General features: G+C 35.0%; 30 protein-coding genes and 1 tRNA gene. 24 read left to right on the top strand and 7 right to left on the bottom strand.

What is annotated here, in order from left to right; translation table 11 throughout:
• The first annotated feature begins 3 nt into the window (after positions 1-3).
• The 3 genes from CLV62_RS14500 to CLV62_RS14490 all read left to right on the top strand — a co-directional run bounded on the left by CLV62_RS14500 (position 4) and on the right by CLV62_RS14490 (position 2,339).
• Positions 4-414: a hypothetical protein gene (locus CLV62_RS14500; RefSeq protein ID WP_110311499.1), complete on the top strand. Its 411-nt coding sequence runs from the start codon at positions 4-6 to the stop codon at positions 412-414.
• Positions 415-658: 244 nt separating this feature from the next.
• A complete protein-coding gene (locus CLV62_RS14495; RefSeq protein WP_110311498.1) occupies positions 659-946 on the top strand; it encodes a hypothetical protein in 288 nt (95 codons plus the stop codon).
• Between the two features lie 97 nt (positions 947-1,043).
• Positions 1,044-2,339, top strand: coding sequence for a hypothetical protein (locus CLV62_RS14490; RefSeq protein ID WP_110311497.1), 1,296 nt, complete (start codon positions 1,044-1,046; stop codon positions 2,337-2,339).
• Here CLV62_RS14490 and CLV62_RS14485 read toward each other — a convergent pair.
• A complete protein-coding gene (locus CLV62_RS14485; RefSeq protein WP_110311496.1) occupies positions 2,336-2,836 on the bottom strand; it encodes a RuvC family protein in 501 nt (166 codons plus the stop codon). The two genes, CLV62_RS14490 and CLV62_RS14485, sit on opposite strands and share 4 nt — an antisense overlap.
• A 134-nt stretch (positions 2,837-2,970) precedes the next feature.
• On the opposite strand from CLV62_RS14485, the gene CLV62_RS14480 reads away from it, so the two are divergent.
• A complete protein-coding gene (locus CLV62_RS14480) occupies positions 2,971-3,372 on the top strand; it encodes a hypothetical protein (protein WP_110311495.1) in 402 nt (133 codons plus the stop codon).
• Positions 3,373-3,525: 153 nt separating this feature from the next.
• Here CLV62_RS14480 and CLV62_RS14475 read toward each other — a convergent pair whose 3' ends face one another.
• Both CLV62_RS14475 and CLV62_RS14470 read right to left on the bottom strand, forming a co-directional pair.
• Positions 3,526-4,254 (bottom strand): TetR/AcrR family transcriptional regulator, encoded by a 729-nt coding sequence (locus CLV62_RS14475; RefSeq protein WP_170120062.1) that lies wholly within the window; start codon positions 4,252-4,254, stop codon positions 3,526-3,528.
• 37 nt (positions 4,255-4,291) lie between these two features.
• Positions 4,292-5,545: an aminotransferase class I/II-fold pyridoxal phosphate-dependent enzyme gene (locus CLV62_RS14470; RefSeq protein ID WP_245904098.1), complete on the bottom strand. Its 1,254-nt coding sequence runs from the start codon at positions 5,543-5,545 to the stop codon at positions 4,292-4,294.
• A gap of 391 nt (positions 5,546-5,936) precedes the next feature.
• On the opposite strand from CLV62_RS14470, the gene CLV62_RS14465 reads away from it, so the two are divergent.
• The 3 genes from CLV62_RS14465 (at position 5,937) to CLV62_RS14455 (ending at position 9,468) form a co-directional block, all read left to right on the top strand.
• Positions 5,937-6,872 (top strand): tail fiber domain-containing protein, encoded by a 936-nt coding sequence (locus tag CLV62_RS14465; RefSeq protein WP_110311493.1) that lies wholly within the window; start codon positions 5,937-5,939, stop codon positions 6,870-6,872.
• Positions 6,873-7,026: 154 nt separating this feature from the next.
• Positions 7,027-7,647 (top strand): FkbM family methyltransferase, encoded by a 621-nt coding sequence (locus CLV62_RS14460; protein ID WP_170120061.1) that lies wholly within the window; start codon positions 7,027-7,029, stop codon positions 7,645-7,647.
• 54 nt (positions 7,648-7,701) lie between these two features.
• Positions 7,702-9,468, top strand: coding sequence for a S8 family serine peptidase (locus CLV62_RS14455; protein ID WP_110311491.1), 1,767 nt, complete (start codon positions 7,702-7,704; stop codon positions 9,466-9,468).
• A 97-nt stretch (positions 9,469-9,565) separates the two neighbouring features.
• Here CLV62_RS14455 and CLV62_RS14450 read toward each other — a convergent pair whose 3' ends face one another.
• Positions 9,566-10,033, bottom strand: coding sequence for a replication/maintenance protein RepL (locus CLV62_RS14450; protein WP_110311490.1), 468 nt, complete (start codon positions 10,031-10,033; stop codon positions 9,566-9,568).
• Between the two features lie 532 nt (positions 10,034-10,565).
• The gene (locus CLV62_RS14445; protein ID WP_146212757.1) at positions 10,566-10,940 is read right to left on the bottom strand and encodes a hypothetical protein; all 375 of its coding nucleotides are present in this window, start codon (positions 10,938-10,940) and stop codon (positions 10,566-10,568) included.
• Between the two features lie 918 nt (positions 10,941-11,858).
• Between CLV62_RS14445 and CLV62_RS14435 the strand changes: the two genes are divergently transcribed.
• The 15 genes from CLV62_RS14435 to CLV62_RS14370 all read left to right on the top strand — a co-directional run bounded on the left by CLV62_RS14435 (position 11,859) and on the right by CLV62_RS14370 (position 18,586).
• A complete protein-coding gene (locus CLV62_RS14435) occupies positions 11,859-12,077 on the top strand; it encodes a hypothetical protein (protein WP_110311487.1) in 219 nt (72 codons plus the stop codon).
• 164 nt (positions 12,078-12,241) lie between these two features.
• Complete coding sequence (locus CLV62_RS14430; protein ID WP_110311486.1) at positions 12,242-12,595, top strand: hypothetical protein; 354 nt, start codon at positions 12,242-12,244, stop codon at positions 12,593-12,595.
• 73 nt (positions 12,596-12,668) lie between these two features.
• On the top strand, positions 12,669-12,992 hold the full coding sequence (locus tag CLV62_RS14425) for a hypothetical protein (RefSeq protein WP_110311485.1): 324 nt from the start codon (positions 12,669-12,671) through the stop codon (positions 12,990-12,992).
• Between the two features lie 11 nt (positions 12,993-13,003).
• Entirely contained in the window at positions 13,004-13,288 is a 285-nt protein-coding gene (locus CLV62_RS14420) for a hypothetical protein (RefSeq protein WP_221409247.1), read from the top strand.
• A 4-nt stretch (positions 13,289-13,292) separates the two neighbouring features.
• Complete coding sequence (locus tag CLV62_RS14415) at positions 13,293-13,664, top strand: hypothetical protein (protein WP_110311484.1); 372 nt, start codon at positions 13,293-13,295, stop codon at positions 13,662-13,664.
• Positions 13,665-13,699: 35 nt separating this feature from the next.
• Positions 13,700-14,455, top strand: a complete 756-nt coding sequence (locus tag CLV62_RS14410) for a hypothetical protein (RefSeq protein ID WP_110311483.1) — start codon at positions 13,700-13,702, stop codon at positions 14,453-14,455.
• Positions 14,456-14,467: 12 nt separating this feature from the next.
• On the top strand, positions 14,468-14,593 hold the full coding sequence (locus tag CLV62_RS22175) for a hypothetical protein (protein WP_262509960.1): 126 nt from the start codon (positions 14,468-14,470) through the stop codon (positions 14,591-14,593).
• Between the two features lie 77 nt (positions 14,594-14,670).
• Positions 14,671-15,195 carry a hypothetical protein gene (locus CLV62_RS14405; RefSeq protein ID WP_110311482.1) on the top strand — a complete coding sequence of 175 codons (525 nt, stop codon included), beginning with the start codon at positions 14,671-14,673 and terminating at the stop codon, positions 15,193-15,195.
• Positions 15,188-15,640: a hypothetical protein gene (locus CLV62_RS14400; protein ID WP_110311481.1), complete on the top strand. Its 453-nt coding sequence runs from the start codon at positions 15,188-15,190 to the stop codon at positions 15,638-15,640. The genes CLV62_RS14405 and CLV62_RS14400 overlap by 8 nt, the downstream gene beginning before the upstream one ends.
• 108 nt (positions 15,641-15,748) lie before the next feature.
• Positions 15,749-15,991 (top strand): hypothetical protein, encoded by a 243-nt coding sequence (locus tag CLV62_RS14395; protein ID WP_110311480.1) that lies wholly within the window; start codon positions 15,749-15,751, stop codon positions 15,989-15,991.
• A 138-nt stretch (positions 15,992-16,129) separates the two neighbouring features.
• Positions 16,130-16,432: a hypothetical protein gene (locus CLV62_RS14390; RefSeq protein ID WP_110311479.1), complete on the top strand. Its 303-nt coding sequence runs from the start codon at positions 16,130-16,132 to the stop codon at positions 16,430-16,432.
• Between the two features lie 19 nt (positions 16,433-16,451).
• Complete coding sequence (locus CLV62_RS14385; protein WP_110311478.1) at positions 16,452-17,330, top strand: tyrosine-type recombinase/integrase; 879 nt, start codon at positions 16,452-16,454, stop codon at positions 17,328-17,330.
• 1 nt (position 17,331) lies between these two features.
• Complete coding sequence (locus CLV62_RS14380) at positions 17,332-17,796, top strand: hypothetical protein (protein WP_110311477.1); 465 nt, start codon at positions 17,332-17,334, stop codon at positions 17,794-17,796.
• An 11-nt stretch (positions 17,797-17,807) separates the two neighbouring features.
• Positions 17,808-18,191, top strand: a complete 384-nt coding sequence (locus tag CLV62_RS14375) for a hypothetical protein (RefSeq protein ID WP_110311476.1) — start codon at positions 17,808-17,810, stop codon at positions 18,189-18,191.
• 8 nt (positions 18,192-18,199) lie between these two features.
• The gene (locus CLV62_RS14370; protein ID WP_110311475.1) at positions 18,200-18,586 is read left to right on the top strand and encodes a hypothetical protein; all 387 of its coding nucleotides are present in this window, start codon (positions 18,200-18,202) and stop codon (positions 18,584-18,586) included.
• A 76-nt stretch (positions 18,587-18,662) separates the two neighbouring features.
• Here the strand turns inward: CLV62_RS14370 and CLV62_RS14365 are convergent, their stop codons facing one another.
• Together CLV62_RS14365 and CLV62_RS14360 are read right to left on the bottom strand one after the other, a co-directional pair.
• On the bottom strand, positions 18,663-19,889 hold the full coding sequence (locus CLV62_RS14365) for a tyrosine-type recombinase/integrase (RefSeq protein ID WP_110311474.1): 1,227 nt from the start codon (positions 19,887-19,889) through the stop codon (positions 18,663-18,665).
• Positions 19,890-20,076: 187 nt separating this feature from the next.
• Positions 20,077-20,158, bottom strand: a tRNA-Leu gene (locus tag CLV62_RS14360).
• A gap of 165 nt (positions 20,159-20,323) precedes the next feature.
• On the opposite strand from CLV62_RS14360, the gene CLV62_RS14355 reads away from it, so the two are divergent.
• Positions 20,324-21,325, top strand: coding sequence for a stealth conserved region 3 domain-containing protein (locus CLV62_RS14355; RefSeq protein ID WP_110311473.1), 1,002 nt, complete (start codon positions 20,324-20,326; stop codon positions 21,323-21,325).
• On the top strand, positions 21,322-22,305 hold the full coding sequence (locus CLV62_RS14350; protein ID WP_110311472.1) for a glycosyltransferase family 2 protein: 984 nt from the start codon (positions 21,322-21,324) through the stop codon (positions 22,303-22,305). The genes CLV62_RS14355 and CLV62_RS14350 overlap by 4 nt, the downstream gene beginning before the upstream one ends.
• Positions 22,306-22,321: the final 16 nt, after the last annotated feature.

Genomic DNA, 22,321 nt, shown 5'->3' with positions numbered 1-22,321 from the left:
AATATGAAACCAACTAACACAAAACTTATCCCCCTTGATAACAAAGGAAAATACACAAACCATTTTGGAAATTTCAAATCAAAAGCCGAAGCCGACAGATACGAAGTACTTTTGAACATGGAGAAAGAAGGACAAATAACCCAACTGCAAAGACGGGTCAGTTTCACATTATTAGAAGCCGTAACTGTCATTCGCTATGAAAAAGAAGTGCTAAAAACTAAGACTAAAACAATAAAGAAAAAAGTCTGCGTCGAATACCCCGTCAACTTTGAGGCAAACTTCACCTATCGCAATATAAAAGGTAAACTTCGTGTCGAAGTCGTTAAAACAGATAAAGAATACAAAGACCCAACTTACATCATTAAACGTAAACTCATGCGTTACTTACATAATATCGTTATAATTGAAAATTGACTTTTCTTAATAAGTTGATGATATTCTTAGTAATATAAAAAAATAAACATACCTTCTTGCATATTTTAGAAAATGATTTTCTATATTTGTCGAACTAGAAATATTTATATAAGTTTATCTATATATAGAAGAATAGCATTTCTACTATCTGATATTTATCTACTATTATTACCAACCTGAACAAAAATAGAATTATCTTGTTCTAATCATAGTAATAGTAGTCTTTCAAAATAGAATAAAGAAAATGAAAAAAGATTTACTTCAACAAGCAATAGACTATATTGCAACAGAAAAAAAGGGTTACAGAGATGACTTGGAAAGACTTTTTGGTGAAGAAATAATCAAGAAACTAGCAAAAAAAGGGTATATTTCTCAAGGCTCAACACAAGACGATAATGATTCTAATAATTTTAAAAGAACTTGGGGGATTGTTTCTGAAAGGATGGATATGCATAATACTATTTTCACCTTTAGTCCTTCCCAAAAAGATAAAGAATTAGGTCGGAAATTATATAATTTGGGATTTAGATAATTTAGTTCCTAAATCCCTGTTTCAGCGAATTGTCTTAGTAGTTAATTAATCTTATGTCTTTTCTACATTGAAAACTCATTGCTATTCTGTGCTGTGGATGCCGACCTTTATCCACGACCATCTTACATATTGTGTTGAAAAACCTGATTTGCTCAAATTAAGTGCAGATCAAACTATAAACCTTGATAACGTAGAAATATCTGACGGAGAAGGTAATAATTATTCTTACATAGATTTGTCGTTAAAAAAGGCTAAAGAGGAAGGTGAACCTGCCAAACGCGATATATGGGTTGGGATAAGAGGAGAGAACAGAAATAATAGATTAAAGAAGCGTAAGTTCTGGGAAGGTGAAAGAAAACCAGATAAAGTAAAATACCTCTATTCATTAGAGTTAGAATGTGTAGATGTCAGCAGGAATGGACTTATTCAATATAAATATAAGATTCCAGAAAAATTCGACTTCGTTAATAAAAAGCACCCATTTATTAGTAGTACAGATTTGAGCCTTACCCATGCTTTATACCATGCTATTAAGGAGTTTTTTCACGAACATAAGTTCCATAAAGATCATAAGGATTCTTTAATAAATCCCTGCCCCAGTAGTACAAAACCACATTCAATCAAGGCTCCGGATAATCCGGCATTATTGCATTATTTAGCGGAGTTTGAGACAATTCTATTAGAATCAATACACGATATAAATAGAGCCTCTAATCGGATTACAAGACTTCGTAAAGTTAAAGATGGACAAGGGTTTAAGAAAGCCATAGATGTTTCAAATACTTTGCTCGAACAATGTGTGAAAATGTTGGGATTCGGTGTCTATTATACTTCACTTTGTTCATCCAGATATAATTGTGCTTTTAAGAAGGAGTATGCGGGCAATGTCCGACATATATCACCAGTTAATACCATCAAAAAAAAAGAATATTACCAATGTGCTATTAATATCGAAAACGCACTTAATTATATTAAAGTCGTTGAAACTCAATATCGGGATTTTATCAATATCGGAAATGCATATTTGTTAAGATTGAATGATGATTATATGTCTCATATTCAGGAACAAACATTGAAAAATATTTCTGATATTAGTGTATTACAACAGAAAAGTGAAAACTCATCAAAACAGACAAATTTGAATAGTATCGTTATAGCCTTAATTAGTATAGCTATTACCCTTTATGGGGTTTTGCTTGCTCCCGATAAGAAGGATATAGAACGTATTTTTCATGGACATTTCCAAAAATCAGATTCTGTTACTAATATGAAAATAAATAATGAAAACACTATCCTACTTGACTCTATAAGGCATTTATTCCCGAAAGAAGAAACTTCTAAAGGCATATCTGGGACAAAAGAAAAAATACCTACTAAGCCCAAACGTCTCTAAACCTTTCTCCTACAATACTCACCCATCAATAACGCATCCACTATCCCGTCATGTGCTTTTTCGGCTCTGGCTGATTTTGTCAAATCCTCATTTGGGAACAAACGCTTTGCCGCCAACAACGAAGTTGCTTTTGTATCTATTGCCTTACTATTCCCCGATTTATACACAGGTCTTACACCCTGCCACATTTCCCGTTGCCATTCCTTCGGAGCAACCTTAGTGTAAGCTATTCCCATCCCTGTAAGCATACCCTCTAAAATCCCCAGCGACCAGCCGAAATTAAAAGTAGATTTTGCCGCAGCCCCGAAGATTGCATGCACATCTTCAACTACAACATGAATATTATTACAGTTGTATGGTGAAAGAATATCCCTTATTCCTGATAGGTCAATTTGATTTCCAATGCACGGAGTAACCATTTTCAAAATGACCCTTTCGTCTTGAAATAGTACGATAGCCCCGTCTTTACCGACATCTATCCCTGCTCTTATTTTCATTGTAAAGTTTGTGTGTCCTTACGCAAAAGTAGCCCTAATTTGCACTATTTTAAAATTTGCGACATTGTAGTTTTGTATGTATATTTAATTAATATTCAATTATTTAAAAACGTTCTATATGACGCAAAATACACATGATAAACAAGACAAGTAAGAAGAAAAAGGGAATACAGATCGGCAACTTTATAGTGACATTCGACACAGGCAATCTTAAAGCAGTAAAAATAACGTCCGTTGCCGAAAATTGGAATGTTCGATACCGGGAAGATAATATACTTTATGCTTGGATTTTGAATGAATTGAAAACTGAAGAAGGGCGAGAAGTTTTGCACCTTGCTTTTGCTTGCTGGTTCGCAGCATCGAACGGTATTCCCGACGACACTTTTTTAGAAGATGTCGTTCAGGCATATACCCGTTCAATAGAGCGTATGAAAGAAGGAGTTAAAAGGCTTTCCGAAGAAGAGGATCAGGAATTATTAGATAAAATGAAATCCGACTTTGGAAGTCCGAAACCTACTACGGATAACACTCATTAAGCCTTTACGAAAAGTATTCTATGTTTTCTATACACTTAGGCTTAATCACTCACTAAATTTGTAATGAACACGTCGTGACGACGGAAAATCATGTAGTTCGCACTGATTTATACTTAAATCGTGTTGAGGGGGAGCGGCAAACTCCCCCTCTTTTTATTTCAGTATTAAAATAACATCCTCAGTAAGACCAGTACATTTTGCAATAACAGATATTTCAACACCGCTTTTCAGTAATTCCTTTGCAATTTGTGCCGTTCTGTTTTCTTCTTCCTTTTGTTTGAATATATCATTGCAAATAAGTTCAATACAATTTTGGAACCTTTTCTTTCCTTCATCAGTATTCAAATTTACGCCACAAAATTCTGAACGGTCTTTATGCAAAATCATATAATAAATCCCACTAATTAATATAGCTGTAAGCATTCTTATGTCAATACAGGAATCTTTAAAATATTTATCATATTCAGCTAAAGAACTATCCGTGTCCAACTCTCTTAATTTCGCTGTTCTTCTGGTAATAGGGTTATCTTCTACTAACTCATAAATCAGAAGTTGTTGCATAGATTTATTGTCCAACAATGAACGGGAAAGTTCAATAATTACTAATTTAAAGTAGCTGGGCAAATCGGATTTATTAAATTCAAAATCTAAAATATCATTCAACCAATAATCATATTTTTTAGTAAATTTTTCAAGAAGTTTATCCAAATCAGGATATCTTTTATAAAACATAGTCGGTACTACATTCGCTCTTTCCCCGATTTTAGCTAAAGTTAATTTTGAAAACCCCAATTCTTCTATAAGTTCTTTGGTAGCGTTCATAATAGCAGCATCTACTTCTTCGCTGTTTCTTCTTGTTTTCTTTGGTGTAGGATTACTCATTAGCATAATAATTTGTCTACTAAGATACTATATATGTTTATGTGAACTGGATTGTTTTGTTTATTTTAACTAATGCAGATAGCAAAATGTTAATATCCGACTTTTTGTGAGTAGCCAAAATCCCCACTCTGATTCTGGCTTCTCTATTTCTTACAGCAGGATAGCAAATCGCATTTGTATATATGCCCTCTTTCAGCAATAATGCAGCTACTTCTTTAGCTTTGAAATTATGCCTTATCATTATAGGAAAGATCGGCGACTTTGTTTCTTTGTAATCAAAACCTTCTTCATCAAGTTTCGATTTCAAATATTCCACATTATCCCATAACCTTTTTCTGATAGAAGGATCTTCCTCAATAAGTTCTATTGCTTTGATAACCGAAGCGGTCACTTGCGGTGTTACAGAAGCCGAAAACATAGTAGTATTGGCATAGTAGCGTAAATATTGTACCAATTCTTTTGAAGTGGCAGCAAATCCCCCTACACACCCGAAGGACTTACTGAAAGTCCCGGTTACAATATCAACCTCACCAAGCATATTATAATATTCCAATGTACCCCTGCCATTTTCACCCATAACACCTATACCATGTGCATCATCTACCATAAGAAAAGCACTATATCTCTTACAAAGGGTTGATATCTCAGGGAGTAAACCTAAGTCACCATCCTGAGAATAGACCCCATCAACTACAACCAGTTTTGTAGTATATAAATTCTGAACATTCTTTAACGTCATTTCAAGATACTCCATATCATTATGACCTATATTCTTAATATTAGTGCCTTTCAATCCGTCAAGTACACTCGTATGTACAAACGAATCAATTAATGCTATATCATTCTTCCCTAAAAGACAATTAAGCACTCCTGTATTTGCACCAAAGCCGGAAGAAAAAATCAATGAATCTTCCTGACCTACAAAATTTGCAATTTTTAGCTCTAATTTCTTGTGGATATCTAAATAACCGCCGATTACAGGAGCAGCACAAGCCCCCGTGCCGTACTTTCTCATCGCTTCGATTCCTGCCGCAATTGTTTCGTCCCGACCCGACATTCCCAAATAGTCATTGGCTACAAAGCTGACAACATCTTTAAATAGACCTTCATTAATATCAAAAATATTCATTCTCGAACTTATCCTAGAATTGCTCTCTACCCAGTAAATCAGATGCTTATTTTCTTTACACTGATTAATCCATAATTGATTAAAAAGTTCGGCTCTTTGGTATATATCCATATCAAGAGATATATTAGTGTCTTTAATTGAATACAACTCTTCCTCTTTCATAATGTTAGATTACATTTTATTAAAAAATAATTAATTAATAGACTAATGGATTAATTAGATAATAAATTATATCTAATTAATCCAATCTGCAAATATAATATATTAGTCTATATATCAATATAATATATATTTAAAAATAATATTTACAATATTATTTCATCTTAATTATAAGATATATATTAGTATCTATATAATTATCTAATTAATAAGTATATATAATAATAATGTCTGTATATCTTAATTATATATGAATAATTAAGATAGTATTGATTATTTAATATACATTTGTAATTACTATATACCACATATTTAATGATAATCAATTTATAATAAATACTAAAAAAAGCACCATTAAACTATATAAACTACTAATTCTTTAATTCAAATTATTATGAAAAAGTTATTATTAATTTTCAGCATTTTGTGCATATGCACAGTAGGTAGCAATGCACAACTAAAGTATCGTTCAAATGGAAAATTGACGATGGGTAATGTTGAGCCGGTTGGCTATTATACGACGCATTTATTCGGTTGGGGGCATTATTACTCTTGGGTCGGCAATGGCTATGATACTTTTATGAAAATATGTCTGGGGGTAGCCTCTCCACGAATATCAGGAACAGGAGATCAGATTGTATTCTACAATTCCGAAACTAGTCAGTACAATAGCATACAGGTTAAAAGTGTTTATAATTACTCCGATGCGAGAGCAAAAACCAATATTGTACCTTTAAGAAATGCGATTGACAAAGTTTTAAGCCTCAATCCTGTTACCTATAATTGGAAAGACCCGGGCATGTCAGTGAGAAAAAGTGCCGCAGGGGGTGAATTGGGTGAAGTTGGATTTTTGGCACAAGAAGTAGAATTGGTACTTCCGGAAGCCGTAACCGAAGATGAAGAAGGTAATAAACTGATAAATTACAGTGCTATCATACCTCTTTTAACTGAATCAATGAAAGAATTAACAGGGCAGATAGAAGCCCTAAATAAAGAAGTGGACGACTTACGAGCAGCCAAATCAACCTCTGGAATAGAATCTGAAATGATCAAAGATGCAAATAAACCAATCTTATATCAGAATACACCTAATCCTTTTGGTACGGAAACAACAATAAAATATTATATTCCAAAAGGTAGACAATCAGCAAGCATCTGCGTATTTAATCTGCAAGGAAGCATGTTATTGAAAAAACCGATTACAACTGGCGTTGGAGAAGGGCAGATTACACTAAGTGCAAGCGACTTGAAATCTGGTATTTATCTCTACACTTTACTTATAGACAATAAGGAAGTTGACACAAAAAGAATGTTAATTACCACTAATTGATACTGAAATGATAAGTAATCTCAAAAAGAAAATATTTAAGCACCTAGATTTTGAAAACTATTTACGGTTACACCAAAGAGGCTTCTTCTTTATGTATAATACCTCTCTGCTTAAATTTAGTGATAGTTACAAATACCATTATTATATTAAGAATTTGATTAACAAAGGTGATGTGGTTCTCGATATTGGTGCAAACTTGGGCTATTATTCCATCCCCTTTGCTAAGCAAGTTGGTAAAAGTGGTAAAGTCCATTCAGTAGAGCCGATCAAGGTGTTCAATAAAATTTTTAATGAGATTGCAAAAAAATATGATAATATCATATTGTACCCCTTCGCTTTGGGAACGGAAGAAAAACTGATTCAATTGGTTTCTTCTCCGCAAACTGGTTATTTCAGAACAGGATTGCCACATGTTTATGATTCGGTAAAGGACGGGGATTTAAGCAGTAGTGAATTTTCATTTGAAGCACAGATGAAAATACCATCAAAGCTGTTTGGGTCTTTAGATAGGATTGATTACATAAAATGCGACATCGAGGGTTTTGAATACCTTGTGCTTTCCGAGATGAAAGAAGTTATCAGGCGGCATAAACCGAAAGTACAAGTGGAAGTATGGGGACAAAATGAAAAAACAATAAAAGAGCTATTTGATGAAATGGGGTATACACCCTTTAAACTCAATAAAAACAAGTTGGTTTCATTAAATAGTAATTCTTCAAAAATTGAGGGTGATTATATATTTATTCATAAACAACAGGCAAGTAATGTAATTTGAAGTTGATTATTTGATATTTATCATCCTGATATTAATAATTTATATAATGATAAAATGAAGCGGATAATATTCTATATAATCCTGATAATTGCCTCGCAGAGCATAATGTGCCAAAATTATTACTGGTACAAAGGTGCTAAAATTCCTTTGACAGAAAAGAGTGATAAAAGATTTATCTTAACGACATCATCTAACAGCACTCAGGTAGCGAGTACTTTACAGCAACAGGGGCTTAAATACTCAGCTTTTCAAGCCATGTCAATTGCAGGGGTTAATACATACAGTGCTGGTACACAAAGCACCAGTTGGTCTTTTGTCGAAGGAAGTACAGTTCAAACAGCTACTGCCAATAATACGACAATAATCTATGAAGCTCCATTCTATATTATGAATGGGAAAGAAGTTGGTTTGTCTCAGATATTTTATGTGAAACTAAAGAGCTCAGCAGGTGTAAATGATCTTATGAACTTGGCGTCATTGCATAAAGTTGAGATTGTAGGAGAAAATAAATTCATGCCTTTATGGTTCACGCTGACATGTACTAAAGCGTCAACAGGTAACGCCCTTAAAATGGCAAATTTATTTTTTGAAAGTAATAAATTTGCAGCAGCAGTACCTGATATTATAGACAATATAAAAACTACTTGCGATAATGATCCACTTTTTAGCAGCCAGTGGGCATTAAGAAACACAGCACAAAAAGGAGGAACATCAGGGATAGACATTAATTATTGTAACGCTAAAACCCTATCAACAGGAAGCACAAGTTTAGTTATTGCAGTATTCGATACTGGATTTGAACTGAATCATCCTGACCTAAATGCTTCGTCACTCAGTTACGATACCAAAACGGCAACTTCACCAAGTAAAATTTATGGACATCATGGGACTGCGTGTGCAGGAATTATTACTGCAAAATCCAATAATAGTCTGGGAGTATCCGGCATAGCACCTTCCAGTAAGTCAATGTCACTTAGTTTTCAATTTGGTTATAGCCCCAATGCCGCACAGGAGATTTCTAATGGAATTAATTATGCTACCAATAATGGGGCTAGTGTTATTAGTAACTCGTGGGGTGGAGGAGCAAGTAGTGATATGATTGACGATGCTTATACCAATGCTTTAACTAAGGGTCGCAATGGTCTTGGCTGTGTTGTCGTTTTTGCCGCAGGTAATGACAATTCCGGTTACATTGGTTATCCAGCCAACAGCAATCCGGATTTTATAGTAGTAGGAGCAATGAATCAGTGTGCCCAAAGAAAATCACCAACTTCTTGCGATGGAGAAACCACGTGGGGGGGGAATTATGGGACTATATTAGATGTTAGTGCTCCCGGTGTTCTTATTCCGACAACAGACCGTCAAGGATCAGCAGGCTATGCTACTGGAGATTATGTAATGAACTTTAATGGAACCTCAGCCGCTTGTCCGCACGTTGCAGGGACTGCCGCTCTTATGTTATCAGTAAACCCAAGTCTGACACAAAAACAAGTAGCAGACATCATAGAATCTACCTCCAGAAAAATAGGCAGCTATACTTATTCTACAACATCAGGAAGAACTAACGGTACATGGAATAATGAACTAGGCTATGGTTTGGTTGATGCGTATGCTGCTGTTTTAAAAGCCAAAGCTGGAAGTTGTAGTACTATTACTTATTCAAATCAAACTGTAACGGCAAATACGGCTGTAACTGGTTGTATAGTAAATGCAGCAAATGATTATGTAAATAGTGGTAAACTTACAGTTACCGCTACGGATTATACAATCATTAATCCAATTTTTGAGGTAAAACTTGGGGCAGAATTAGAACTTAAATAAGCGGAAGATACCAAATAAATTTCCTGTAAATACTTAAATAAAAGACGCATACATTCAAAATGTCATGCGTCTTTTTCAATAATTAAGGTGGCATCCGTTAATCACTTATCAATTTTAGCCTGTTACCACGATAGAGCATTGTCGGATTAATAAAATACAATCCGCAACTATAAGCATTTGCTAATACATTATGCCCTTTCAGTTCTGTAATAGCCCGATATATAACAGCATCACTTTTATAACCCGTCACCTTCTTCGCTTTAGATAAATTCAACCTGACTACATCATCATATCCCATACCGTCTATTAAGAACCACAGTACCTTAGTTGCCGATACGCTCAGTTTAGGTAAAACCTCTCGCCCATTCGCATACAACTTCACAAAACGCTCCGAATCGTATTGTTTATCCCTCACAATAGCATTAAACCCGTTCCCCTTTACCTCACCCGTGCTTTCATCCACAAGCGATACCATATCCCCTCGTGCATATACCGAAGTCCGCATTTTGGTTTTTAGGTCGTAAATCGTTTCAATAAAAGGATTTGTAGCATTTAGCTTTCCCATGAATCATAAATTGTGTTATCATAAATACACGAAATAGTTGTGACCGATTAGTATAGTATTAGTGACTGAAACAGTCATAAATAAATATTTTATATATCTTATATTCAATTGTTTATATTTGTATCTATATAATCTTATAATAGAGAAGCTATTTATTAAATAGCAGTTCCTTCACTTACACATTATAAAATAGGCGTATAGGCTCTAAGTGTAAATCATACATTACAGCCGAATACAACCACTAAGTCAAGACTGCGGCACTCTATTATCAAATCCTTTGTCATAGCCACTATCAGCCTTAAAACAGCCTGTATTTTATTGATTCGATCCATACTGAATATACTTTTGAATATATCTTTTCCACCAAAAATAGTACGGTAATTACTACTATATAAAAACCAAAAAAAAATACCCAAAAAATTTAGCTGTATCGAAAGCGATTTTCTGTCGGTTTCTAAAGGGGGTGGGGCGTACCCTTTGTTCCGCTTCTGCTTTGCCCCCTATACCCTTCTTTTATCCCATTCTTTGAGGTTTATATTATATTCAACTCCGTTAATATATCATCTTTTGACCTATTTACGTTATCGGGGTTGTTTTCGTTCCCTTCCCCATCGCTACTTGCTAATCTTTTTGTCTGATCTAATTTGAAAAGTTGTTCTTTTCTCTGCTCAATGTAGTATCTACATTTATCGCTGTTTATCCATTTACGAGCCTGCATATAAATAGATTGGCGGTTTGCTTGGCTCTCCTTTGGTCTACTGATCTCGTATGCAATTATTAATTTTTCGCTTGATGGTGCATCAAAAATCAAGTAAGCATTTAAAACGAATTTTTCTAAACTAGAAAGTTTATCTATTTCTTTGTTTTTGTCTGCGGTGGTGGCTGGTATTGTGTGTTGTGTAGCCATGTTATTTAGTTTGTGTTTGTACATAAAATAAGCCCGTTGTTAGCTGATTAACAACGGGCTTTTATCTTGCCTCTTAAGGTGTCAAAGCAAAGTTAATGATTAATCTAGTAGCTTGCAAACAGGCTTGTTTGTCATTTTTCTTGTTATTCTTCTTCCTCTCTGATTACCTGTCTGTTATCCGATACTCCATATAGTTAATAAATGTTATTACTAGTCATAAATATGAATATTTATGACAAATATGTTTGGTTTTTCAATTGCAATACGCTATCTTTACTATTGTAATAATGAGATGGTTAACGACTATATTATAGCTTTAAAGGCTGATTTATTACTGAGCGTTACGAGGATTAACGCCTACGTGTCTGCCACGTATAAAGCAGACGGTAAGCACCGTGTAAGTGTAGCTGCCTGAACTCGAAAAGTATTAAAATATCGAGAGGGTGAAGTTTATTAATGTAGCCAGTTGAAAAATTGAGTGTTACAAGCCACTAAAATACAGAGTAATAAATAAAAAAGATAGGGTTGCGAAGTTTGGCGACCTACAACCCTATCAAAGTCAAACATCAGACACGGGATATAATAAGCCCCTGCCGTGTTCAGGGCAAATTTATGACAAATAAAAACAATCCGCAATTTCTAAATGCAGCAAATTGTATTTTTTGCATTTCCTTCCGTTACAACAACACCTCTGAAAAGAAATTTTTATGTACACCCGAAAACCTTATGGGAATTATCAAACAGTACGATAATAATAGGGGTATCGAGTACATAAAAGTCTTTGAACCCTCCAAAATGACATTCCAAAGAATCGCTAAAGAAAGAATTTTAAAAATAGTTGACTGGCATACAGAAAGCTATATCTATCTGCAAAATCACTACTACTTTAATTAATCCCACTTATTGAAAATTTGCCCTATGAAAACTAAAAGAATAAACAAATATATCTATTACTGGATTATCTGGTCAAATTACGGCACAGGTTGGGAACGTGAAAGTTGGTACGATAAAAGAGATTCTACCTACGGACAAGTAAAGAGAGATTTAAAAGAATATCGCTTTGCCTGTCCCAAAGCAAGTTACCAAATCAGAGAAAGAAGGGAGTTAAACCCGGATTACCAACCCAATAACAATTAACACATAAATATAGAATTATGAGTAGTTTTATATGTAGTGCAAAGCATTTCAACTCAGTTGAAAAAGCTATCTGAGAACTAAGCCTAAAAAGTGACTTTTATTTTTGTTCTCAAACAGTAAAAAATTATCCTCATTTATCATACGGACACAGAAACGAAAAACTAATGTTTCAAACAATTACCTCTATAATGGATGAACTAAGAAAATTATCTGTTTTGTGTGTCAGTCTGCAATATAAACACCATTACGAGGGTACACTCGACAAAGAAATACAGGAACAAACATATATACTAATGAGCGATAAAAAAAGTTGTCGCCACTTAGATAACGTCAATCTTTTTTCTACTGTCGGGTGTATAGATTATCAAATTGAACTCTGCCACCTTGAAGAGCTTAGACCTTTGACACAAGCGGAAAATAATGCTTGGAAGTTCTTGCAATCATTCAAAAGCGACCTAGCTAAATATATTGTTTACAGGCTTGCTGATTCAGACGGTGCAGTTTATTCAATTGATTAACACGAACTACAACTAAATGAACGGCAAAGATTAAAAAAAGTCTTTGCCGTCTTTCATTAAAAGATAAAAGATTATGGAAATAACAGATTATACCTCATGTTCCTGCGGTGCAATAACCGTCTATTTTAAAAATGGAGAAAATAACAGCCTCAAAAGAAGTAACAAAAAGAGATTTAACATATCACTAAGAGGCGTTAAAAAGCTAAATGATACCTATTGCTGCGATCACTGTGTAAACCATTACGGCTTGGATATTTGCGAGTGCGGAAGCGGTAAAACACCAGAAAAATGCTGCAATAAAGGCACTCGTGAACAACTAGGCAAAAGCGTAAAGCTATTTGACGAAATGAAATTTAACCCCGAAGTAATTCAATATTTAAAATCATTAACCGACTAAATAACAAAATCATGCAAGTATATTTCAACTATATAACCGCCTCCCTGAACATAACCAAAAAGATAGCCGATTTAGGCTATCATTCAGGGCAATGTGACGAAGACATAGATCGTATCATGAAATTACCCGAAATCAAACGGCAGCTAAAGAAAATTGATCCTGAACAACTTAAAAAAGAACTCTATGATTATGGAGCTTGGGACGATTCAGAACTCGAAAATCATAATGGAAATTTGCAGCGTATCCTCTGGATAGCCTGTGGCGATATTGTAGACGGTAAATATAAAGGAGATTAAAACCATGAAAAAGGAATTACTAACAATAGAATTTAGATATAATGATAAGCCCAAAAATCCAGATTTTTCAGGATATACCACAAAAACAATCACGATAGGGATTTTTGACACATTAGACGAAGCAATAAAAGCCGGAAATGAGGCAGTAAAAGAATTGGCGAAAAGTTTTGAAGTGAGACAAGATGACAAATTTCAATTAATCTATTTGGATGGTTATCCAAATAGATTAGTTTCTAATTGTTGCTATTCTGGGCAAAAAGCTACTTTTTACGCAAAAATTAAAACTTTAGATTTTTGTGATTTGCCCTCTACTGTTTCGGATATTTTAGAAGCTAACGAAAGATATAAAAGTTATAAACTTAGTGAAGACAAATAAACCACAAATAATAAAAATCAATAACCCGAACCAATATGAAAACAACTATAAACGAGCCGACAAAACGAATAGCAAGGCGAAATTTACCCATCAACGATACATACCGATTTATCCGTTCCTACTATAACGGTGGAATATACGAAGGTAACGGCGAATGTTGTGAGAACTGTAACAAACCCCTAGCCAATATAGCGATCATCGAAAACAGCAGCCAAAAACAATTTATCGTAGGAATGGATTGTGCCTCAACATTAAGCGGTATAAAAAATTCCGATGCCTACGAAATAGCAGAGAGCAATTTTAAAGAAGCTAAAGCAGTCAGGGCGAAAATCAACAAACATCTCAAAAACGAAGGTGCAAAAATGAAAATAGAAAACACCTGTGCAGGCGATATTAGCATATACATAGCCAAAGAACAACGTGCCTATTTGCATGAATGGGTAAACAAAGAATTTTTCTTTACCTACCTGTCCGATTTGAAAAGCAAAGTTAAAAACCCTGAAAAGAACGACTTTAAAACACTTGCAACCGATAACGACCTGAACGACTATGATTTTAGTAAGCTATCATACAGAGAAGGATTTGAGCCTGTAAAAATCACACTACACGGCTTTGATTTTGTCCTGCACCATACCGAAGTACAAGCCCCTGCGGGTAACTACAATAAAATGTTCGACCTGAAAATGTACGAAAATGGAAAACTGCTAGAAACAGATAATTTCTATTCTCAAAGAGAAATCAAGTCAAATATTAAGTGGAATATTAACAAAGTATTGTTTGAAAGATTTTAAAACAGTGATACAATGAAAGCACAAAAACGAATTATCATACTCCTAAATGCAGATATAGAGGACGTTCTAACCTTCTCCAATCCGCAAATAGCAGAACGAACGTACCATACCCTGCTAAAATCGAATAACAGAGTTTGAGGACTTAGTGAACGATCAGGAGCTTGAAACCTTTAAAAATGTAGAAATAAGTATCAAACTAAACAACGAGTAGCATTATGGAAACAAAATATACCTTCAAACAAAACAAATCAGGAAATTGGGATATTCTCAAAGGAAAGCAACTTATCTGCGGTGGTTATCGCACACAAAACGATGCAGCCATAGGTTTGGCAACAGATATAAAACGAAATCGTCTGTATGATGAACTGGTAGCTAAAGGAGTAGCAACCGAAAAACTGTTATTCAAAAACTACGAAGAACTGCTCGAAATAGAAGCAGACCACACTAGATACGACAAAGCCCGAAAGAATCTTGAAGCAACACAGCAAAAAGTCCTTACTTCCGGCAAAGGAAAAATGTTCTACGGAATAACTGGAAATGAAGTTACCGCCAATTATGAGTATGGCGACTATAAAACACGAATTACCACGATAGATCCCCGAACACTATTTTTTGTGGACGATTTTTGCGATAGTGTGAAAAAAGCATTAGAAATTCCCGAACCAATTAACCTAGATGATTTAATCAGAAAAGCAGGCGGCAATCCTCCGGCTGAACTAAAAACTAAATATTATGATTAAAAAACTTTCCCTCTACACAATCGCCACTAATTGCACCGATTTAAGTGATTTGCAGGGCGGTATTAACGATATGAAGGAAGCCATAAGGCAATATGAGAATAAGGGGCGTAAAGTCCCTTATTTCTTTTATAATCGCCTTAGAAAGCTAAATGACAAGGTAGCCAAACTCGAACAGCACATCTTTCTTGTCAATTCGGGCGAATACACTCCATTCTGTATGTTCCAATATGCAAGTACGAAAGAGAACGCTGCCAAATTAGCTATATCGTTGATAAGTCAAAGTATGGGTGAACTTATAATTACGAAAGAACCCGTAGTAGTTGAACAATACAAAACAACTGAATATTACGAGTTTTCGGCACGAATCAAAGGAGAAGAAGAATACGAATCAACGTTTCAGTTCTGCCTTCAAACCTTGAAAGTGTTTGACCCCAATCTTGACTAGAAATGAAGAATAATACTCATTCAGTGTAATAAATACTTAGTTTTTCAATAATAATTAGACAACTGTAAATAAGTTGATTACAAAATACTTTTCTAAAAAATAACAATTATGAAAAATAACAGACTTACTTTTGAAGAAGCATACGAGTACTTATATCGTAGAAGGAAAGAATTAAATCTGGTGAAAGTTGCTCCCTTAATAGGGATTGCACGAACTCAACTTTCAGCCTGCCTAAACGGTACAAAGGACAAAGACGGTAAACCAAACAAGTTGCCGAAAAAGCATCAAGCCGGAGTGATTAGATATGTGTTATCAACACAAATCTCTGCCATATTCCAAGATGCAGAATAAACTAAATCAGTAAGAACTACAAGCGGTTAAGCCTTTGGCTTAGTCTGTAAAAGAAATTGCCAAGCTGTTTGCCAAACGGATGAATGGGCTTGCCTTGTCTTAAATTTTAACTGTAATCAATATGAAAAGACATTCGTTATGGAAATTTACAAACATCAATATCACGACATAGTGCGAATTGAGATTCAAGCTAAAGAGAATAAAGAATTAAAGGAATCTAAATCAATATCCTTTATAAAAGCCACTTTGAACGAAGTTGTAAAGCACTTTGTCGAACGCTGCAATTCCTGTTTAGTCGTAGATGGCGGTGTTAAGGTGAAAGTAACTATTCGTATTTCGCATCCTGTAAAACGTTGGGGCGATCAGAAAAGTTACACCCTACGAATATCTTCAATAGAAAATTTAGTTAAGTGTCTGTCCGAAGGGATAGACGAATTTTAAATCAAAACGAACTATAATTATGAAAAGAAATAGAACAAAAAAACAGATAGATAAATTTGAAGTCGCATTTTACAACAAATATCCTGATTATAGTAAAGCTACTATTAAATGCCTGAAAACTTATAACTCAGGTAAAAATGTCGATTGGGACGACTTTACCAAGCTATTTTTAATACGCTTCGTATCATACCTACATACAATATTGTCACCTAATTCTGTGCGAACATATTGTGCCAGAATTAAAAGTCTACTTAATGATTATGTCGAATCGGTAGAGCTTCCTTGTAGAGATTTCAGAAAGATTCTCAGTGTGAAAGAAGTTGATACCCATAACGTTTATTTGACTAATGAAGAAATTCAAAAGTTAATCGACTATCAACCTCACAATATTCGTGAACGGGTAGTGCGAAATCAATTTGTAAATTCTTGTTTGACCGGATTACGATTTTCAGATGTAACCGAACTGGATGAAACAAATATTGTCGAAAATGAAATCCTCATAATGTGCCGTTCGCAAAAAACCAAAAATGTAGTTTTCACTGCAAATAACAAAATTACGGCGAAGTACATTCTTGAATGTGTCGGACACAAATATTCTGCACAGACATATAATAGAACCATTCGTGAAATTTGTAAAAAAGTGGGTATAAACGATATTGTTCGGGTTATTCAGGCAGGAATAGAGATCAGGGGCGAAAAATATAGATTTATCACAAGTCATACAGCCAGACATTCTTTTGCAACTAATCTCCATAAAGCTACAAGAAATTTGATGCTTGTATGTAAATGTATGGGACATTCAGACGTAAAGCAAACACAAAGGTATATCAATATGGACGATACTAACAGTGCAGCAGTCGCCGAATATGCAAGCATGTTTACTTTTAAAAACAACTAATATGATTTCTGTCAATATACACATCTTAAACGAATCCGTTCTGCACCCCTTCATGGATAAATGTGATCTCACAGACAGGGGACGGAAAGTATTTTGTAATCCAATAGGCAACAACCAACTAAACCTACTCAGCATTAACTATCTATTGGAGAAATCCGAGAATCTGGAGAAATCCATGTCGGTAATACTAAATACAAAGCATTTAAACGGAAATGAAAATCCGATCAGACCTGTTTTCGCTTTGGCAAAAGGGAGCAACGGGTTCGTGGGTGTGTATTGGCGAGAAAATGTAAATCAGATCAGCGATGGTAAATATATAATACTGTATCACAAGTTTGTCAGTACTGTTCTGTATGCTTATAACCCTAAAATTGAATTGAATGAGAATGTTACGATCAAAGGAATCTCATTAACCATACAAGAGCAAATTATCAAAATGGAGAATCTAAACAGTATATCAATCTAATAATAAGCAATATGGAACAGGAAAACAAACATTCCACCCCAAATCAAGTAGTGAGTAATATCGTTTACGAATTAAAGACACTGGAAGAATACATGAAGATCACAAAAGACAAAAATACCTCCGTGATTATGCTTAGTAGTATCGGTGACAGTCGTATTCATGGTATTTTCGGAAACAATGTATCATTAATAAGCCTATTAGCAGGTAAGATGATGTCAGATTCAAATTTTGCATCAATTATTTTAAAAGCAAGTATGTGCTTTTTGCATAAAAGTGATAATGTACAGGGAAGGGTTATTCAATTATCAAGCGATAATCCTTTAGTAGAAACTATCATGGACTTTTTAAGTACCATATTAAATGATTCAGATAAAGATAAACAAAACGATAAATAATCAACTCTATGGAAAACACCAACAATTCAGGGGACGTAAACCCCACGCTCCTTAAAATCATTGAAGCCTGTAATAACTACGGAGAGAGCCTAGAAGGATCAGGCGATTCAATTCTTTTAGTTGCCTCAATTAAGGCTGGCGATCATACAAAAGCGGCTATCTCCATCGCTGGAGAGCCTAGCCGTACATCTGTGTCAATTTACAAAGCGATGATGCAGGAAACAGGTATTGCCAAAATTATACTTAATGCCTCACGTCTTTTCTTGCAAGATGGAATTGGCAACAGGAAACCTAATATTCTATCACTGCTGTTTAGTGAATTATTAGGTGAAAAAGATGACTGCAATTGCGAAAATTGTGTCGAACGCCGTGCCGAAATGAGAAGGGGCAACTAATACACACCACTCAATTATTATGAGAGGTTGACGTTGTGAAACGCCAGCCTCTCTTTTTTCTGCTATTGATGCTATCTCAACCCACCAATTCTAATTCTTTCACATCAACTTTCTTTTTCTTTTTTCCTACCTTCTTCCTTCCAAAAACAAAATCAATCACTTCACTATTTAATACTTCAATGGGTTTAAAAATATCTTTAACATACAATCTAGTGACCTTGTGTGCGGAAATATGATTCAGGCACAGAGCTACACTATCTATTGAAGCTCCACAATCAATGTAAGCAATCGTAGCCCATGAATGACGGAAAGTATAAGTTCCGACCTGTGGAATACCTAACGTATCAGAAATCGTTTTCAATCCGATATTTATTTGCTTATTGAAACTTCTTGCATTACAGTAGCCAAAGTCAAATAACCTTTCTTCACCTTTATATATTTCAAATAAATATAGTATATCAGGATGCACCGTTATCTCAATATAGGCTTTATCTGTTCGTGAATCTTTTGTTTTACTCCGATTGTAACAGATTTTCCCATTAATGTAATTACTATGCTTTAGATTAAATAAATCTACGGTATTAATACCTACTAAATAAAATACAAGTTTAGCAATATCTCTGGCTTTCTTTGTTTGTTCTGTTATTGCCTCAAATTCCAATATTGATTTTATAACAGAGGCATCTATTGCCTTTTTAGGAGCTACATCATGCTTGGGTATCTTCACTCCCGTAAAGGGGCGAGACGGTATGCGAATAATATTTCTGTTATAATCGTTGTACTCTGAACAGCCAGCATCAAACATCGTTTTCAGATATTTAGGATATGATTCCTTAGCCCTTTTCATATCACCTAACGACTTAATCCAGTTTGTTAACTCTATTGAATTAATTTCTTGAAATGTTACATTATTTCCAGAATGTCTAACAAAGGAATTTAAGGCACACATGTAATTTGTAGCACTTCTGCCTCTATTTTCCTTTCTCATTTCTTCAATAAAAGATTTACAGAACGGAATGAAGGGGATATCCGTTTGTTCGGTTGTCAGGAAATCGACAATATCATTAACCGACCATCTATTTACATTATCAGCATTGTTTAGCTTATCCAAATACCCCTTTATCTTGATTGCACACTGCCCTAAAATAGTTTGGTCTATTATCTCACCTCCTTTGATTTTCCTTTCATGCACATATAAATCTGTTTTGATGTACTTGATCGACCTGTTGTGCGTACATCTTATGTAAACGACATACGTGTTATCACTTCTTTTCTTCTGAACTAATGCTTTAAAAGTTGCCATAATATACTAATTAAATTGTTTAACACTCGTTTTTAGTACGTTTAGAAGTCTAAACTATTTCTAAACATATTGACTTAAACCGTGTAAAACCGTCTTAGAATAGTATGCTTTTCGTGTGATTTACTTGGGGTAAAAACACAAAAAAAGCGATTACTTTTTGTAGTAATCGCCTGATTTTTAGTATTTGTGCGGATGAAGGGACTCGAACCCCCACGTCTCTCGACACCAGATCCTAAGTCTGGCGCGGCTACCAATTACGCCACATCCGCGGCTGCTATTGTGTTAGCGGGTACAAAGATAAATCTAATATTTAATAAAACAAGCTTTTTGGCAAAAATATTCGAAAATAAAGTAGAGAAAATACATCTGGCATTAAATGAGCCTTATTATTAAAATAAATGTATTTTTACATTGTCTTATTTCAATAGAAAAGTATGCACGATACCGACCGGGTAGATATTGTATTGACATGGGTGGATGGAAATAATCCCCAATGGAGGACTCTTTATCAAAAATATAGTAACGAAGTTTCAGAAGGAGATAAAAGAAATATCCGTTTCAGAGACTGGGGTTTACTTAAATATTGGTTTAGAGGTATAGAAGCATTTGCTCCATGGGTTGGAACAATACATTTGGTGACTTCAGGGGAACGTCCTGATTGGCTCGATATAAATCATCCTAAGTTGCACTGGGTGAAACACGAGGACTTTATGCCTGAGGAGTTCTTGCCTACCTTTAATATTAACGCAATAGAAACTAACTTACATCGAATTGAAGGATTGAGTGATCAGTTTATTTTCTTCAATGACGATGTGTTTCTGATCGATACAGCTAAAGAGTCCGATTTCTTTCGAAACAACCGACCTTGCGACTTTGCGATTCTGGATCCTATTTTTCCGGAAGAGTATCCCGAAATCTTTGTGAATGATATAAGGATAATCAACCGGCATTTTTCGAAAAGAGAGGTGATAAATAAGGATTTATTAAAATGGATAAATCCGAAATACGGGAAATACCTCTTTAAGAGTATACTGCTTTTACCGTGGAAAAAGTTTCCGGGATTGCTCGATGCACATTTGGCTCATTCGTTTCGTAAGGAAACTTTCGAAGAGGTCTGGAGAGCCGAACCTGAGATATTGCATAAAACGGGGCGTGCTCGTTTTCGTTCACATGCAGATGTCAATCAATGGCTGTTCAGATTCTGGCATATAGCAAAAGGAGAGTTTACCCCGACTGATATCCTGTCTCAAGGGCAAACTTTTGAAATATCAACATCTACTATTGAAGAGATATGCGAGGTGATCCGTACAAAGAAGTATATGCAAATTTGTATCAATGATGGCGAGGATATTCCCGATTTCGAGGGAATGAGCCGAAAACTACAGGAAGCATTCCATGATATTCTCCCCCATAAATCATCATTTGAAATAGTATGATAATAAGCTTTATAATACCTGTTTACAATATGGGGCATTATCTGGAAAGATGTGTCGGCAGTATACTGAATCAGGGTATAAAGGAGAGCTTGTTTGAGATTATCATTGTTAATGACGGTTCAACGGATAATTCGGCTCAGGTAATAAATGATCTGGCGAAAGACAGCCCTTGTATCAAATATCTGCATACCGAAAATCAGGGATTGGGTGCTGCCCGTAATAAGGGGATGAACGTTGCCCGCGGGAAGTACTTCTTCTTTGTAGATTCGGATGATTATCTCTTCGATAACTCATTGCCTGAACTATTCAGATACGCAGAGTCGGACACTTCTGATATAATAGGTTTTGATTGGGCACAGGTCTATTCCGATGGTTCTGCACTAAAGAAGAAGAGGGAAGCATCCATCTATAACTCTCTTATGTCGGGAGCTGAGTATTTGAGTAAACTGAATCTCAGTGGAGGAGTCTGTCCTTATTTGTTTTCTGCTTCCTTTCTGAAAGAGAGGTCAATCGTAATGCCCGAGGGTATTTATCACGAAGACGAACTGTTTCTTTCAGAGTCTTTTATATATGCACATCAGATTGTATTTATAGACCGATTGGTGTATGCCTATTATCAACGTGAAGATTCTATCACGAATAGCAAAGATAAGAATCAGGTAAGCAGACGGATAAGTGATACCCTCTATGTCTTGGATCAACTTGTCACTTTAGAGGAAAGGACAAACTTAAACGAGTTGCAGAAAGAAGGATTAAGGCGAAAGATCATTTCTCTCACAACTGATTTTATTGTGAACCTCATTCGCTTTAGAGTTGATAAAGCACAGGTAAAAAGCAATATTCAAGAATTAAGTAATCGCAAACTCTATCCTCTGCCTGATATATCCTATTCGTGGAAATATATCCTTTTCCGTCTTGTTTTCAATTATACACCAAGTATCGTTTTAGCATCGAGGCTCGGTCTGTTCAAAAAAGAATGATAGATAATGCCAATCG

The sequence above is a fragment of the Indolivaga alginatilytica genome, assembly GCF_003201355.1.
Taxonomy (GTDB): Bacteria; Bacteroidota; Bacteroidia; order Bacteroidales; family Dysgonomonadaceae; genus Dysgonomonas_A; species Dysgonomonas_A alginatilytica.
The sequence above is the reverse complement of the archived record's forward strand: the minus strand, read 5'-3'. Positions and strand labels throughout refer to the sequence as shown.